The 14379-nt window shown below is 71.2% G+C and carries 13 protein-coding genes; 9 read left to right on the top strand and 4 right to left on the bottom strand.

Annotation, left to right across the window (positions count from 1 at the left end):
* Position 1: 1 nt before the first annotated feature.
* The 5 genes from egtC (at position 2) to ACYQ77_RS22030 (ending at position 5246) form a co-directional block, all read left to right on the top strand.
* On the top strand, positions 2-748 hold the full coding sequence (gene egtC / locus ACYQ77_RS22050) for an ergothioneine biosynthesis protein EgtC (protein ID WP_459714200.1): 747 nt from the start codon (positions 2-4) through the stop codon (positions 746-748).
* Positions 745-1710, top strand: a complete 966-nt coding sequence (gene egtD / locus ACYQ77_RS22045) for an L-histidine N(alpha)-methyltransferase (RefSeq protein ID WP_459714198.1) — start codon at positions 745-747, stop codon at positions 1708-1710. The genes egtC and egtD overlap by 4 nt, the downstream gene beginning before the upstream one ends.
* A 91-nt stretch (positions 1711-1801) precedes the next feature.
* Positions 1802-2002 (top strand): hypothetical protein, encoded by a 201-nt coding sequence (locus ACYQ77_RS22040; RefSeq protein WP_459714196.1) that lies wholly within the window; start codon positions 1802-1804, stop codon positions 2000-2002.
* Between the two features lie 170 nt (positions 2003-2172).
* Positions 2173-3744, top strand: a complete 1572-nt coding sequence (locus ACYQ77_RS22035) for an alpha/beta hydrolase (RefSeq protein ID WP_459714194.1) — start codon at positions 2173-2175, stop codon at positions 3742-3744.
* 596 nt (positions 3745-4340) lie between these two features.
* Positions 4341-5246: a DNA-3-methyladenine glycosylase family protein gene (locus ACYQ77_RS22030; protein ID WP_459714191.1), complete on the top strand. Its 906-nt coding sequence runs from the start codon at positions 4341-4343 to the stop codon at positions 5244-5246.
* A 64-nt stretch (positions 5247-5310) separates the two neighbouring features.
* Here the strand turns inward: ACYQ77_RS22030 and ACYQ77_RS22025 are convergent, their stop codons facing one another.
* A complete protein-coding gene (locus ACYQ77_RS22025) occupies positions 5311-8115 on the bottom strand; it encodes an aconitate hydratase (protein ID WP_459714190.1) in 2805 nt (934 codons plus the stop codon).
* A gap of 100 nt (positions 8116-8215) precedes the next feature.
* Between ACYQ77_RS22025 and ACYQ77_RS22020 the strand changes: the two genes are divergently transcribed.
* A complete protein-coding gene (locus ACYQ77_RS22020; protein ID WP_459714188.1) occupies positions 8216-8581 on the top strand; it encodes a VOC family protein in 366 nt (121 codons plus the stop codon).
* Between the two features lie 78 nt (positions 8582-8659).
* Here the strand turns inward: ACYQ77_RS22020 and ACYQ77_RS22015 are convergent, their stop codons facing one another.
* A complete protein-coding gene (locus ACYQ77_RS22015) occupies positions 8660-10123 on the bottom strand; it encodes a flagellar basal body protein FliL (RefSeq protein WP_459714186.1) in 1464 nt (487 codons plus the stop codon).
* A complete protein-coding gene (locus ACYQ77_RS22010; protein WP_459714184.1) occupies positions 10120-10602 on the bottom strand; it encodes a hypothetical protein in 483 nt (160 codons plus the stop codon). The genes ACYQ77_RS22015 and ACYQ77_RS22010 overlap by 4 nt, the downstream gene beginning before the upstream one ends.
* A gap of 190 nt (positions 10603-10792) precedes the next feature.
* On the opposite strand from ACYQ77_RS22010, the gene ACYQ77_RS22005 reads away from it, so the two are divergent.
* Complete coding sequence (locus ACYQ77_RS22005; RefSeq protein WP_459714182.1) at positions 10793-12088, top strand: NlpC/P60 family protein; 1296 nt, start codon at positions 10793-10795, stop codon at positions 12086-12088.
* Here the strand turns inward: ACYQ77_RS22005 and ACYQ77_RS22000 are convergent.
* Positions 12067-13125, bottom strand: a complete 1059-nt coding sequence (locus ACYQ77_RS22000) for a zinc-dependent alcohol dehydrogenase family protein (protein ID WP_459714180.1) — start codon at positions 13123-13125, stop codon at positions 12067-12069. The two genes, ACYQ77_RS22005 and ACYQ77_RS22000, sit on opposite strands and share 22 nt — an antisense overlap.
* Before the next feature lie 85 nt (positions 13126-13210).
* Here ACYQ77_RS22000 and ACYQ77_RS21995 point away from each other — a divergent pair, with 85 nt between their 5' ends.
* Entirely contained in the window at positions 13211-14005 is a 795-nt protein-coding gene (locus tag ACYQ77_RS21995) for a helix-turn-helix domain-containing protein (protein ID WP_459714178.1), read from the top strand.
* A gap of 180 nt (positions 14006-14185) precedes the next feature.
* Positions 14186-14379: hypothetical protein (locus ACYQ77_RS21990; RefSeq protein WP_459714177.1), on the top strand; the 194-nt coding region annotated here is incomplete at its 3' end.

The raw sequence follows: 14379 nt of genomic DNA, 5'->3' as shown, positions 1-14379 counted from the left end.
CGTGTGCAGGCACCTCGCCTACGTCGGTGAGCCCGTGCGGCTCGCCGACCTGCTGCTGACGCCGGAGCACTCGCTGCTGCGGCAGTCGTGGGCGCCGCGGGACATGCGCGGCGGCGGCACCGTGAACGCGGACGGGTACGGGATCGGCTGGTACACGGGCGATCCCGAACCCGTCCGGGTGCGCCGCCCGGCCCCGATGTGGACGGACGCGGCACTGCCCGGGCTGGCCGGTTCGGTCACGTCCGGCGGGGTGCTCGCGGCCGTCCGCTCGGCCACCGTCGGCATGCCGGTGGTGGAGACGGCGTGCGCGCCGTTCATGAGCGGCCGGTGGCTGTTCAGCCACAACGGGCTCGTGCGTGGCTGGCCGTCGTCGGTCGCGGCGCTCGCGTCCCGGCTGCCGGTGACCGACCTGCTGCTCATGGACGCCCCGACCGACGCCGCGTTGCTGTGGACGCTGGTGCGGGCGCTGCTGTCGGCGGGCGTGGCACCCGCCAAGGCGGTCGCGTCCGTGGTCACCGAGGTGGCCGAGGCGGCGCCCGGCTCGCGGCTGAACCTGTTGCTGACCGACGGCTCGACCATCGTCGGGACCGCGTGGACGCACGCGTTGTGGGTGCGTGCGCTGCCCGGCGGGGTCGTGGTCGCGTCCGAACCGTACGACGAGGAAGCGGGCTGGCGCGAGGTGCCCGACGGGCATCTCGTGACCGCCACATCGTCCACTGTGGACATCACGAGGCTGGGAGACCAATGACCGACCTGACCGTGCATCTGACGCAGACCGACATAGTCCGCGGCCTGCGGTCCGATGTGCTGACGGGCCTGGCGGCGACGCCGAAGACGTTGCCGCCCAAGTGGTTCTACGACGCGCGGGGGAGTGAGCTGTTCGAGGAGATCACCCGTCTCGAGGAGTACTACCCCACCCGGGCGGAACGGGAGGTGCTGGCCGACCGGGCCGGTGAGATCGCCGCGCTGACCGGGGCGCGGACGCTGGTGGAGCTGGGTTCCGGCTCCTCGGAGAAGACCCGGCTGCTGCTCGACGCGCTGCGGGACGCCGGGACGTTGCGCGAGATCGTGGCGCTGGACGTGTCGGACGCGGCGCTGGAGCAGTCGGTGGCGGTCCTGCGGGACGCGTACGCGCCCGCCGAGGTGCACGGCGTGGTGGGTGACTTCACCCAGCACCTGGCACTGCTGCCAGGCAGCGCACCGAGGATGGTCGCGTTCCTCGGCGGCACGATCGGCAACCTGGTGCCCGCCGAGCGGGCGAAGTTCCTGTCCGCGCTGCGGGACAACCTGCAGGCGGGGGAGTGGCTGCTGCTCGGCACGGACCTGGTGAAGGACCGCGGCACGCTCGTGCGTGCCTACGACGACGCGCGGGGCGTGACCGCGGAGTTCAACCGGAACGTGCTGCACGTGCTCAACCGCGAACTGGGCGCCGACTTCGACGTCGCCGCGTTCGAGCACGTCGCGGTGTGGGACGAGCAGGAGGAGTGGATCGAGATGCGCCTGCGGGCCACCCGTGCGATGCGGGTGCGGATCCCGGAGGTGAACCTCGAGGTCGACTTCGCCGACGGTGAGGAGGTGCGCACGGAGGTGTCCGCCAAGTTCCGCCCGGCGAAGGTGGCGGCGGAACTCGGCGAGGCGGGGTTCTCGCTGACCAAGTGGTGGACCGACCGCCTCGGCCGCTTCGGCGTCTCGCTGGCGAAGGCCGACTAGTTCGTCCGGCCGCGCACGGCAACCACTCGGCCGATGGGCGTCCAGCCCATCGGCCGATCCGTTGACCAGGGACAACGGCGACAGTGGAGCCATGAGTGTTCTCGCAACGATCGGCATCGTCGCCGGGCTCGCCGTCATCGCGCTGATGGCGCTGGCACCCACGCTCGTCGACCTCAACGAACGCTTCCCGGTGGAGGAGCGTGACGAATCCCGTGCCGCGCACGCCGAACAGAGCAGGCGGGTGCTCGATGTCCGGTGGTCCGAGAAGGACCCTACTTTCGGACTTAACTGAACGACGTAGTCGGTTCGCCCGTTTTGCCGATATTAAAGATCATCACATCGTGTGACTCTTTCGACTGATGCAGTGACGATTCGGTCGCTCCAGGTCGGGAGAAGGGTTACACCGTGTCTTCAAGATCCACACGGTCGGTCAAACGCGGTGCCACGTTGGTGGTCGCCCTGGTGACGGGTGCGATCGGCCTGGTGACACCCGCGCAGGCCGCTCCGGCCGCGGCCGCACCGGCCCCCAAGGCCACAGCACAGATCTCGTGGGGCAACTGCGCGGCGAGTGAGCTCGTCGGCGTGCCCGCCGACCAGCTCGGCCTGTACAGCTGCGGCAACCTCGCGGTGCCGCTCGACCACGACCGGCCGCGGCTCGGCACGATCAACATCGCGCTGATGCGCCGCGCGGCGGCGAACCCGGACGCGAAGATCGGGTCGCTGTTCCTCAACCCGGGCGGGCCCGGCGGCAGCGGCTACCGCATGCCGAAGTCGGGCGCCAACATCTTCGAGCCGGAGGTGCTGGACCGCTTCGACCTGATCGGTTTCGACCCGCGCGGTGTCGCGCGCAGCACCCCGCTGCGCTGCTTCGCGACGCAGGAGGACGCCAACGACGTCTTCGGCCGGATGCACCCGCTGCCGGTCAAGTCCGCGGACGAGACCACGACGCTGAAGGCGCTCAAGGAGTACGGCAACTTCTGCAAGCGGTTCGCCGGTCCGCTGCTGCAGCACATGTCCACCAAGGACGTGGCCCGTGACCTCGACCTGATGCGGCAGGCCGTCGGCGACAGCAAGCTGACCTACGTCGGCTTCTCCTACGGCACGCTGCTGGGCGCGACCTACGTCAACATGTTCCCGAAGAAGGCGCGGGCGATCATCCTCGACGGCAACGTCGACCCGACGCTGCGACTGCTCGACGGGCTGGAGTACGACCGCCAGCGCACGCGCGGCTTCGAGCTGGCGCTGGACGGCTTCCTCGAGCGCTGCGACCTCGTCGGTGAGCGGTGCGCGTTCAGCGGTGACGCGCGGGAGAAGTACGACACGCTGCGCAACCACCTGCGCAAGAACGGCCCGGTGACGCTGCCGGACGGCTTCGTGGTCGACGAGGCCACGCTGACCGGCACGGTGGCAGGTGTGCTCTACGCGCCGGAGGACTTCAGCGCCCTCGCCGAGCTGCTCCAGGAGGTCTGGGACGTGGCCTTCCCATCAGCGGCGGCGCGGTCCGCGGTGACGCTGACCGGCCAGTCGTTCCGCGCCCTGCAGAACGGCACCCAGCAGGGCCGGGCCGACATCCTGCCCGACACCCCGTACACCAGCGACGACTCGTACCTGGCGGTGAACTGCTCGGACAAGCCGTTCGACAACCGCCCGTCCGAGATGCCGGCCATCGCGGACAAGTGGGAGCGCCAGATGCCGAGCTTCGGCCGCTACCTGGCGTGGGGCGACCCGGCGGCGTGCCCGACGTGGCCGGTCGAGGACCCGGACGCGTGGCGCGGCCCGTGGAACAAGCGCACCGAGAACCCGGTGCTCGTGTTCGGCAACTACTACGACCCGGCGACGCAGTACGAGTTCTCGCGGCGCATGGCCAAGCAGCTGGGCAACGCGCTGCTGGTCAGCGTGGACGCGTTCGGCCACTGCATCCTCGGCGGCAGCTCCTGCACGGACCGGATCGCGGCCGACTACCTGGTCGACCTCGAGGTGCCCGGCCCGGGTTCCGTCTGCCACCCGGACGTGCAGCCCTTCCCGGCCACGTGAGTGAGTGAGTGACCGACGGCCGGCCGGTGAGTGATCACCGGCCGGCCGTTGTTCTTTCCCGGCTTCGGGGCTCTTCGAGGGTGCGGCTCCCAGGCCCGTTTTCTTCCCGAAGGCGACTGCTGGGCGCTGCGCGCCCGGCCCGCGAAGCGGGGCGAAGCCCCAACACCACGGACACCAGTCCTTGCCAACCCAGCCCCGTGCCCAACCCACTGCCATCCCGGAGACCAGCCCGTCCGGCGAGGCCCCCCGGAGGGAAACCCCGCGCAAGGCAAACCCGAAACACCACGGAACCCCGCCCGTCTGAGGGCGGCAGACCCAGCTTCTTCTGGGAGTTGAGTCGGTCATCGGGGGCCCTCTCGGGAAGCCACTCAGGAAAGGCCCCGGCTCCGTTCTGCGGCAGCAGCCGGGCCTGCTCTCCGTCCGCCAAACCCTGGCCTCGTCAGAGGAGCGACCGCCAGCTTCCCTGCGGAAGCGGCTCCCGAAGTCCCGCCTCTCCGCAGACAGCCGACCCCCGATTTCCACACATCTCCGAGCCAATGTCCCATTCGCTCGTTTCCCCGCCCTTTTCTGTCGGTGCCCCGGCGCATCCTGTCCCCATGACAACCATCGACCAGGTCACCTGGCTTGACGTTCCCGTCCAGGGGCAGTTCGACCTCATGGCGAGCGCCCGCTTCCTCGAGGGCTTCGCGCCCGCCGCTCGCGCCGACGCCGCCTCCCGCCCCGGCGAGCTACGCCTCGCGTTCCCGGTGGCACCCAGTTGGCGCCCGGTGGGCGTGCTGGTGAAACAACCGATCCCGAACGGCCCGGTGCGCATGGCCGTCCAGGGTGATCCATCCGATGTGGACAGAGCGGCGGTGGCCGCGCGGCGCATCCTGTCCCTGGACGTCGACGGCACGACCTTCCCGGACGTCGGTGCGCGAGATCCGGTGGTGGCGGAGCTGCAGGCGCGCTACCCGGGGCTGCGCCCGGTGGGGTTCCACTCCCCGTACGAGGCCGCGTGCTTCGCCATCATCGGCCACCGCATCAGCATGGTCCAGGCGGCGACCATCAAACGGAACCTGGCCGTGGAGCTGGGCGTCCCTGTCGACGTGCACGGGGTGGTGCTGCCGACGTTCCCGGCGCCCGCGGTCCTCCGCGCACTGCCGCGGGTGCCGATGGTGAGCGAGCTGAAGAGCGACCGCCTGAAAGCGATCGCGGAGGCGGCGGAGGCGGGGCGCCTCGACGCGGCGGAACTCCGCGCCATGCCGGTCGCCACGGCCTTGGCGCGGCTGAAAACCCTGCCGGGCGTCGGTGACTTCTCGGCGGACCTGATCCTGCTGCGCGGGGCCGTCCACCCGGACGGCTTCCCGGAAGCGGAATCCCGCCTGCACGACGAGATGCGCCACCTGTACCCGGTCACGACGAAGGCGGAGCTGCGCGAGGTGTCGGACGCGTGGCGTCCTTTCCGGACCTGGGTGTCCCTGCTGCTGCGCGTGCACCGGGAGGAACGCGCGCGCACCTGACCGCCCCTCGACAGCACGGTGCCCGGCGACTCGGAAGTCGCCGGGCACCGGGGAAGGAGAACCGTCAGCTGTTGACCATCTTGCGCAGGACGTACTGCATGATGCCGCCGTTGCGGTAGTAGTCGGCCTCGCCGGGGGTGTCGATGCGGACCACCGCGTCGAACTCCTTCGTCGAGCCGTCGTCCGCCTTCGCGGTCACCTTGACCGTGCGGGGGGTCTCGCCGTCGTTGAGCTTCGTGACGCCTTCGATGGAGTAGGTCTCCGTGCCGTCGAGGCCCAGCGACGCGGCGGTCTCGCCCTGCGGGAACTGCAGGGGCAGCACGCCCATGCCGATCAGGTTCGAGCGGTGGATCCGCTCGAACGACTCCGCGATCACCGCGCGCACACCGAGGAGGGAGGTGCCCTTTGCCGCCCAGTCACGCGACGAACCCGAGCCGTACTCCTTGCCGGCCAGCACGACCAGCGGCACGCCCGCCTCCGCGTAGGCGACGGACGCGTCGTAGATCGTCGTCTGCTCGCCGCCCGCGAGGAAGTTGCGGGTGAAGCCGCCCTGGACGTCGTCCAGCAGCAGGTTGCGGAGGCGGATGTTGGCGAACGTGCCGCGGATCATCACCTCGTGGTTGCCACGGCGGGAACCGTACGAGTTGAAGTCCTTGCGCTCGACGCCGTGCTCGGTCAGGTACTTGCCCGCGGGCGAGTCCTGCTTGATGGCGCCGGCCGGGGAGATGTGGTCGGTCGTCACCGAGTCGCCGAGCAGGGCCAGGACGCGGGCGTCCGCGATGTCCGTGACCGGCGCCGGCCGCAGCTCCATGCCCTCGAAGTACGGGGGCTTGCGGACGTAGGTCGACTCGGCGTCCCACTCGAAGGTGTTGCCCGACGGGGTCGGCAGCGAACGCCAGCGCTCGTCACCGGCGAACACGTCCGCGTAGTCGTTCGAGAACATCTCCGAGGAGATGGCCGCCTCGACGACCTCCTGGATCTCCTGCGGGCTCGGCCAGATGTCCGCCAGGTACACGGGCTGCCCGTCGGTGCCAGTGCCCAGCGGTTCGGTGGTGATGTCCTTGTCCATCGAGCCCGCGAGCGCGTACGCCACCACCAGCGGCGGGGACGCGAGGTAGTTCATCTTGATGTCCGGGTTGATGCGACCCTCGAAGTTGCGGTTGCCGGACAGCACGGACACGACCGCCAGGTCGGCCTCGTTGACCGCCGCGGAGATCTCCTCCTGCAGCGGGCCCGAGTTGCCGATGCACGTGGTGCAGCCGTAGCCGACGAGGTGGAAGCCCAGCTTCTCCAGGTACGGCAGCAGCCCCGCGCGCTCGTAGTAGTCCATGACCACCTTCGAGCCCGGCGCCAGCGTCGTCTTCACCCACGGCTTGCGGGAGAGGCCCTTCTCGACGGCCTTCTTCGCGAGCAGCGCGGCGCCGATCATGACCGACGGGTTCGAGGTGTTGGTGCAGGACGTGATCGCGGCGATCGCGACCGCGCCGTGGTCCAGCTCGAACTCGGCGCCGTCGACGGTGACCTTGGTCGGCTTGCTCGGCCGGCCCGACGCGCCCTCGGCGGCGGTGAAGTGCACGGGCGCGCCGTCGGCGCCGTTGCCGCTCTCGGCGTAGGCGGGCGAGTCGGACGCGGGGAAGGACTCCTCGACCGACTCGTCCACCGCGGAGTGCGGGGCGTCGTCGGTGTAGTTGACCAGCGCCGAGCGGAAGGCCGGCTTCGCGTCGGACAGCGCGATGCGGTCCTGCGGGCGCTTCGGGCCCGCGATCGACGGGACGACGGTCGACAGGTCCAGCGACAGCGTCTCGGAGTAGGCGGGCTCGACCGACGGGTCGTGCCACAGGCCCTGCTCCTTGGCGTACGCCTCGACCAGCGCCACCTGCTCGGCGGAGCGGCCGGTGAACTTCAGGTACTCGACCGTCTCGTGGTCGATCGGGAAGATCGCGCAGGTGGAGCCGAACTCGGGGCTCATGTTGCCGATCGTGGCGCGGTTCGCGAGCGGCACGGCCGACACGCCGGCGCCGTAGAACTCGACGAACTTGCCGACCACGCCGTGCTCGCGCAGCATCTCGGTGATCGTCAGCACGAGGTCGGTCGCGGTGGCGCCGGCGGGCAGCTCGCCGTCGAGCTTGAAGCCGACGACGCGCGGGATGAGCATCGACACCGGCTGGCCCAGCATCGCGGCCTCGGCCTCGATGCCGCCGACGCCCCAGCCCAGCACGCCGAGGCCGTTGACCATCGTGGTGTGGCTGTCGGTGCCGACCAGCGTGTCCGGGTAGGCCTGGCCGCCGCGGGTCATCACCACGCGCGCGAGGTGCTCGATGTTGACCTGGTGCACGATGCCGGTGCCCGGCGGGACGACCTTGAACTCGTCGAACGCGCTCTGCCCCCAGCGCAGGAACTGGTAGCGCTCCTTGTTCCGCTCGTACTCGAGGTCGACGTTGCGCTCGAAGGCGTCCGGGCGGCCGAAGATGTCGGCGATCACCGAGTGGTCGATCACCAGTTCGGCGGGCGCGAGCGGGTTCACCTTGGCCGGGTCGCCGCCGAGCGCGGTGACCGCCTCGCGCATGGTGGCGAGGTCCACGACGCACGGCACGCCGGTGAAGTCCTGCATGACCACGCGGCCCGGGGTGAACTGGATCTCCGTCGACGGCTCGGCCGACGGGTCCCAGTTGGCGAGGGCGTTGACGTGGTCGGCGGTGATGTTCGCGCCGTCCTCGGTGCGCAGCAGGTTCTCGAGCAGGATTTTCAGGCTGTAGGGGAGGCGCTCGGAGCCCTTGACGGCATCGAGCCGGAACACCTCGTGCGAGGCATCGCCGACGGTCAGCGATTGACGGGCGCCGAAGGTGTCCTTGCTTGCTGGTGCGGTCACGTCCAACTCCATTGGCCTGTGGTGTGCGATTCGGGAACGTCCTCTCTCACGCCAAACAGTACGCTTGTCCTGTATTCGACGCCAAGGGAGGGTCGCCACCATGCTGCACCACGTACAGATCGCCGCACCTGCCGGCAGCGAAGATCGCCTCAGGGAGTTCTACGGCGGTGTGCTGGGCTGGCGGGAGCTGCCGAAACCCCCGCTGCTGGCGGCCAGGGGCGGCTGCTGGTTCCAGGTCCCCGGCCGCGGCGGCCCGGACGCGGAACTCCACGTCGGCATCGAGGACGACTTCCGCCCCGCGAAGAAGGCGCACCCGGCCTTCGTGGTGGACGTCGACACCACGGCCGCCGCGATCACGGCCGCGGGTCACGAGATCCGCTGGGCCGACCCGGCCGAGATCCCGGGCCGCCGCCGCTTCCACGCGAACGACCCGGTGGGCAACCGCCTGGAGTTCCTCGAAGACTGACGCGCCGCGGCGAGGTCCGGACGTGGCACGGCCCGGCACCCCTCGTGGGAGCGCCGGGCCGTTCCGGCAGGAGAGACCTCAGCCCATCGAGACGAGCGCGAGCACGTCCTCCGGGGTCAGGTCGGACAGGGCGGTCAGGCCCAGCTCGCTGTAGGTGCGCAGCGGGCTGACGTACCACTTGCCGTCGAACTCGGTGGCGACCACGCCCGTGTTCTTGAGCATGCCGGACGCCAGGTTGGCCAGAGCCTGCTGGACGTCGGCGGGCATGTCGCTGTCGCCCATCTCGGCGGCCACGTCGTCGGCGCAGAACTGCTGCTTCTCACCCTGGGCCTCGGCCGCGTAGCAGTCGCCGTCCTTGGTGATGCGGAAGGTCTCGCCGTCGGCCTTGACCTCGACCTCCTTCAGCATGACCTTCTTGCCGCCGGTCTCGGCGTCGGTCGCCTCGACGTCCAGGTTCACGACCTCGACCGGGGCGGGCGACGGGCTGCCCGCGGCCTCGACCAGGACCGGGCCCGCGTCGTGCAGCGCGCCCATCTCGTCCGGCGGGAGCAGCTCGATGACCCGCTCGACGTCGGCGTTGATCGCGGCCTGCACCATCTCCTTGACGGCGTCCTCGGCGTTCCCGGCGCCGTTGTTCGGGATCGACTCCGACGGCCACTCCTCGCCCGCCTCGATCAGCGCGTAGTCGGCCACGGTGTAGAAGAGGCTCGGGTACCACTTGCCGTCGACCTTGACGGTCGCGATGCGGATCGGCTCGCCGGTCTCCCTGACGACCTCGGCGATGTCGACCTTCTCGTCGGTCGACTCCGAGCGCATGCCGTCCGGGAAGGCGGCGTCCATGAACTCCTCGGTCAGCGGCAGCTCGTTGACGTCCGCGTGCAACGACACGGTGCCGCCGATGAGCTTGGTGATGGTCAGGTGGTCGTTGACCTTCTCCGCGCCCTTCTCGTCGTACTTGAGGTTCGTCGCCTCGACCGCCGCGCCGTGCAGCTTGTTCGGGTCGGCGTCCTCCTTGTAGACCTTCAGCTCCTTGAGGCGCTGGGTGGTCTTCGCGTTGAAGTCGACGAGCAGCGCCGACTCGGCGGGCGTCAGGCTCTCCAGCACGCCGAGCACGTCACCCTGGCTGAGGCTGTTGACCAGGTTGGTCGCCGCCTGCGTCGGGTTGTCCTGACCGGCCTGGTCGCTGCTGCTGCGGTTCAGCACGAAGATCGTCGCGGCGACGCCGAGCGCGACCACGACCACCGCGGCGATCGCGCCGATGATCGGGCCCTTGCCGCGCTTCTTCGGCGGCTCGCCGCCGAGACCGCCGAAGTTCGGCTGCGCGTACTGCGGCCCGTACTGCGGCTGCTGGAAGCCCTGCGGCCCGGTCTGCGGATATCCCTGCTGCGGGTAGCCCTGCGTCGGCTGCGGGCCGGTCTGCGGGTAGCCCTGCTGCTGCGGGTAGCCGGGCTGCTGGCCGTAACCAGGCTGCTGGTAGCCCCCCGGGTTCTGCTGGTTCGGATCGTTCGGCTGCCACTGGCCGCCAGAACCTGGATAGGTCACGGTTCCCCTCCTGCGTCTTCGGTCGCGCGACTGCGTCGGCCAGCGAAGATGCCGACGACCCCGACCAGTGCCAGCACAGACCCGGTCAACGTCGTCACCGGGCCGGTGCTCGAGATTCCGAGTCGGACTTCCTCGCCACCGCTTACGACGGTGGCGGACCCCGCCACGGTTCCGCTGATTATCGCCACAATGCCCGAAAGCGTTGCGGCCGACCGGCGGAAACCCAGTGCGTACACGACGACGCAGACGGTGATCGCCGGGATCAGCAGCGTCCACGCGTCGAGCACGAGCGCGAGCGGGCTGCCGTCGAGGACCTTGATCGTGCGGATCAGCGCGATCGACTGGTAGCTGTCCCGCAGCACGTCCCCCGACCGCACCCACGGCAGGAACGTGCCGGCCCCCACCGCCAGCAGGCCGGCCGCCGCCACCGCGGCTGGGGCGTGCGGGCGGCTCCCGGCTCTCGTCAGCACGGCCGCCATGGTGTCAGCCCTGCTCGCGACCGGCGCGAGTACCCACGGTGACCACTCAGCGTGTGCCTTGAGGGCCCACAGGGGTGAAAGTTGCGCAGGTTGTCCATGTTTCTCGTGTTGCGGCTGGTGTGAAACGTGTCCAAAGTGGCACAGTGGGTCCGCATCGCTGCTGATCAGGGACGCGCGAGGAGGTTCGAACGTGATCGGGGTGGCCGGGACCGGGCTTCGGATCGTCGTGGCGTCGCTGGTGCTCGTGGTGAGCGTGGGGGCGGGCACGGCGGTCGCGGTGCCGCCTCCGCCGCCGAACCCGAGCGACTCCGAGCTGGGCGCCAGCAAGGCCGACGCCAAGGCCAAGGCGACCAAGGTCGGGCAGCTCACCAACCAGGTCGCGCAGGCGGAGGCCCAGCTCGCGCAGCTGCAGGCCCAGGTCGAGCTGAAGATGGAGGACGCCAACCGCGCCCTCGTCGACCTGCAGACCGCGCAGGACGAGGCCGCGAAGGCCAAGGCGGACGCCGACGCCGCGAAGGTCGCCGCGCAGACCGCGTCCTCCGACGTGGACGACGCGCGCAAGCAGCTCGACGAGTTCGCCGCCGGCAGCTACAAGCAGGGCTCGACGATCGGGTCGATGTCGGCGTTCATCGGCTCGAAGAGCCCGGAGGACCTGCTGCAGCGCGTCCAGCTGCTCGAGGCGGTCGGCGAGAGCGGCCTCGACGCGCTGGACGTCATGGAGGTCGCGCGGACCGACAAGGCCAACAAGGACTCCGCCGCCCGCGCGGCGCTCGACGTCGCGAACCAGAAGCAGGCAGCGGCCCAGTCGGCCAAGCAGGCGGCCGACGCCGCGATGGCGGCCGCGGTGACCGCGCGCACCGACCAGGCCGCGGCCGCGTCCCGGCTCGAGTCGCAGAAGAACGCCGCCGAGTCCCAGCTCGCCGCGGCGCAGGCGAACGCGGCGGGTCTCGCGAGCCAGCGGCAGCGCTACAACGCCTGGCTCGCCGCCAAGCAGGCCGAGGAAGCCGCCCAGTCCCGCCCACCGAGCGGTGGTGGCGGTGGCGGCACCGCCCTGCCACCGTCCTCCGGCGGGGTGCGCACGGTGATCAACCGCGCGATGTCGCAGCTCGGCGTCCAGTACGCGTGGGGAGGCGGCAACGCGTACGGCCCGACCAGGGGCATCCGCGACGGCGGCGTCGCCGACGCGTTCGGCGACTACAACAAGGTCGGCTTCGACTGCTCCGGCCTGATGATCTACGCGTTCGCCGGCGTCGGGATCCGGCTGCCGCACTACAGCGGCTACCAGGCGCAGGCGGGCAGGCAGGTGCCGCTGTCCCAGAAGAGGCCGGGCGACATGCTGTTCTGGGCGACGGGCGGGCGCATCCACCACGTCGCCCTGTACATCGGCGGCGGCCGGATGATCGAGGCGCCGTACTCGGGCTCCCGCGTCCGGATCGCACCCGTCCGCTACGGCGGCATCGTCGGCTACGCGACCCGGCTGCTCTGACCTGCGCCGACCGAGATGACCACCTTGCCGAACGGGCTCCCGGACTCGTAGTAGCGGTAGGCCGCGGCCGCGTCCTCGAAGGGGAACACCCGGTCGACGACGGGCCGCAGCCGGTGCGCCGCGATCGTGCGGTTCATCTCGGTGAACTGGGCCCGGCTGCCGACGGCCACCGCACGCACCGTCGCCGCCGCGCCGAACAGCAGCCGCGGGTCCAGCGGGGGCCAGTCGCCGGAGACCGACCCGACGAAGGCGACGTGCCCGTCGACGCACACCGAGCGCAGCGACCGCCCCAGCGCGCCTGCGACGTCGACGACGCGGTCCACGCCCTCGCCCGCCGTGAGCTCCCGGACGGCGTCGGGCCAGTCCGGGACGTCCCGGTGGTTGACGACCTCGTCGGCGCCGAGGTCGCGCAGGCGCTGCTCCTTGTCCGCACTGCCGGTCGTGGCGATCACCCTGGCGCCCAGGACCTTGGCGAACAGCACCGCGAACAGCGACACGCCGCCGGAGCCGAGCGTGAGGACCGTCTGCCCGGGGCGCACCCCGCGGCCGTCGCCGGTCAGGGCGTTCCACGCGGTGACGGCGGCGCAGGGGAGCGTCGCGGCCTCCGCGTAGGACAGGTGCTCCGGCACCGCGACGAGCGCGGTCTCCGGGAGGACGGCGAGCTCGGTCAGCATCCCGTCGAGCGAGCCGCCCAGCTGCGGCAGGTGGGCCTGCCGGAACGGGCCGTCCTGCCAGCCGGGGAAGAGCGTGGCGGCCACGCGGTCGCCAGGGCGGAACCGCCGGACGCCCGCGCCGACGGCGACGACCTCGCCTGCGCCGTCGGAGACGGGGACGACGTCCGGCTTGACGGGCAGCACGTACCGGCCGCGCAGGACGAGGAGCTCGCGGAAGCTGAGGGAGGTGGCGCGGACCGCCACCGCGACCTCGCCGGGCCCCGGGTGCCGGGGTTCGTGGCTGCGGAGGGACAGGCCGTCGACGCCCGCGCCAGTGGTCACGTGGTAACTGCGCACCGCAGGGGGCAACATCGTGGTGGTCACGACGGCGACTCTGCTGGCGACCCCGCGGCCGGGCAATTCCCCGGAGGGAATCGTGGCGCGGCGCCCGCGCCGGTAGACATGGTGCGTGAGCACGGGATCGACGACGGACGGGTTCGCCGGGCTGTTGCGCGGGTGGCGCACCCGGCGGCGGGTGAGCCAGCTCGAACTCGCCGCACGCGCCGGCACGACGCAGCGGCACGTCAGCTTCATCGAGAGCGGCCGGTCGGCGCCGGGCCGGGCCATGGTCATCCGGCTGGCCGAGTCGCTCGAGGTGCCGATCCGGGAACGCAACGACCTGCTCCTCGCGGCGGGCTTCGCGCCGGTCTACCCGAGGACCGCGCTCGACGACCCGGCACTCGCCCCGGTCCGCACGGCGCTGGAACGCATCCTGGCAGGCCACCTGCCGTACCCGGCGGTGGTCGTCGACCGGTGCGGTGACCTGGTCTCCGCCAACGCCGCGTTCCACGCGCTGACCGCCACCGCGGCACCGCACCTGCTGGCACCGCCGGTCAGCGTCCCCCGGCTGCTGCTGCACCCGGACGGCCTCGCACCCCGGATCGTCAACCTCGACGAGTGGGCATGGCACGTCATCGACCGCCTCCACGCGGAGGCGGTGCGCAACCCGCACGACCGCCTCCAGCGCCTGGCCGCCGAACTCGCCGAGCTGGTGCCGGACCGGCCACGTCAGCCGGGCCCGGACCACCTCGGCTTCGCCGTGCCGCTGCGGCTGCGCACCGGCGACGGGGAGCTGCGGCTCGTCACCACGCTCACCCACTTCGGCACCGCCGTCGACGTCACGATCGCCGAGCTGCGCCTGGAGGCGTTCCTCCCGGCCGACGAGGCGACGGCCGCGTTCCTCACCGCGCTCGTGCCCCGCTGACCGGGAACGCCAGTGAGCGGTCCGAGCCGGTGTCCGCCGACGTGATCGGCCGCACGAGTCGCGCCGGGGTCGCCAACACCGGCTCAGGGCGTCCCCGTCTCGGCTGACCGAAGTCCATGGCGGCGGCCTGCTCGACGCGGTGTGGTTCCCGGGCGACGGCACGATTCGGGCGGTTGCCGGGTGGTGGAACACCGTCGACGTGATCGGCCGCACGAGTCGCGCCGGGTCGTCAACTGGCTTGTGACATCTCCGTCTCGGCTGACCGAAGTCCATGGCGGCGGCCTGCTCGACGCGGTGTGGTTCCCGGGCGACGGCACGATTCGGGCGGTTGCCGGGTGGTGGAACACCGTCGACGTGATCGGCCGCACGAGTCG

The organism is Actinophytocola sp. KF-1, assembly GCF_054661535.1.
Note: the sequence above shows the minus strand (reverse complement) of the source record. Positions and strands in the feature narration are given on the sequence as shown.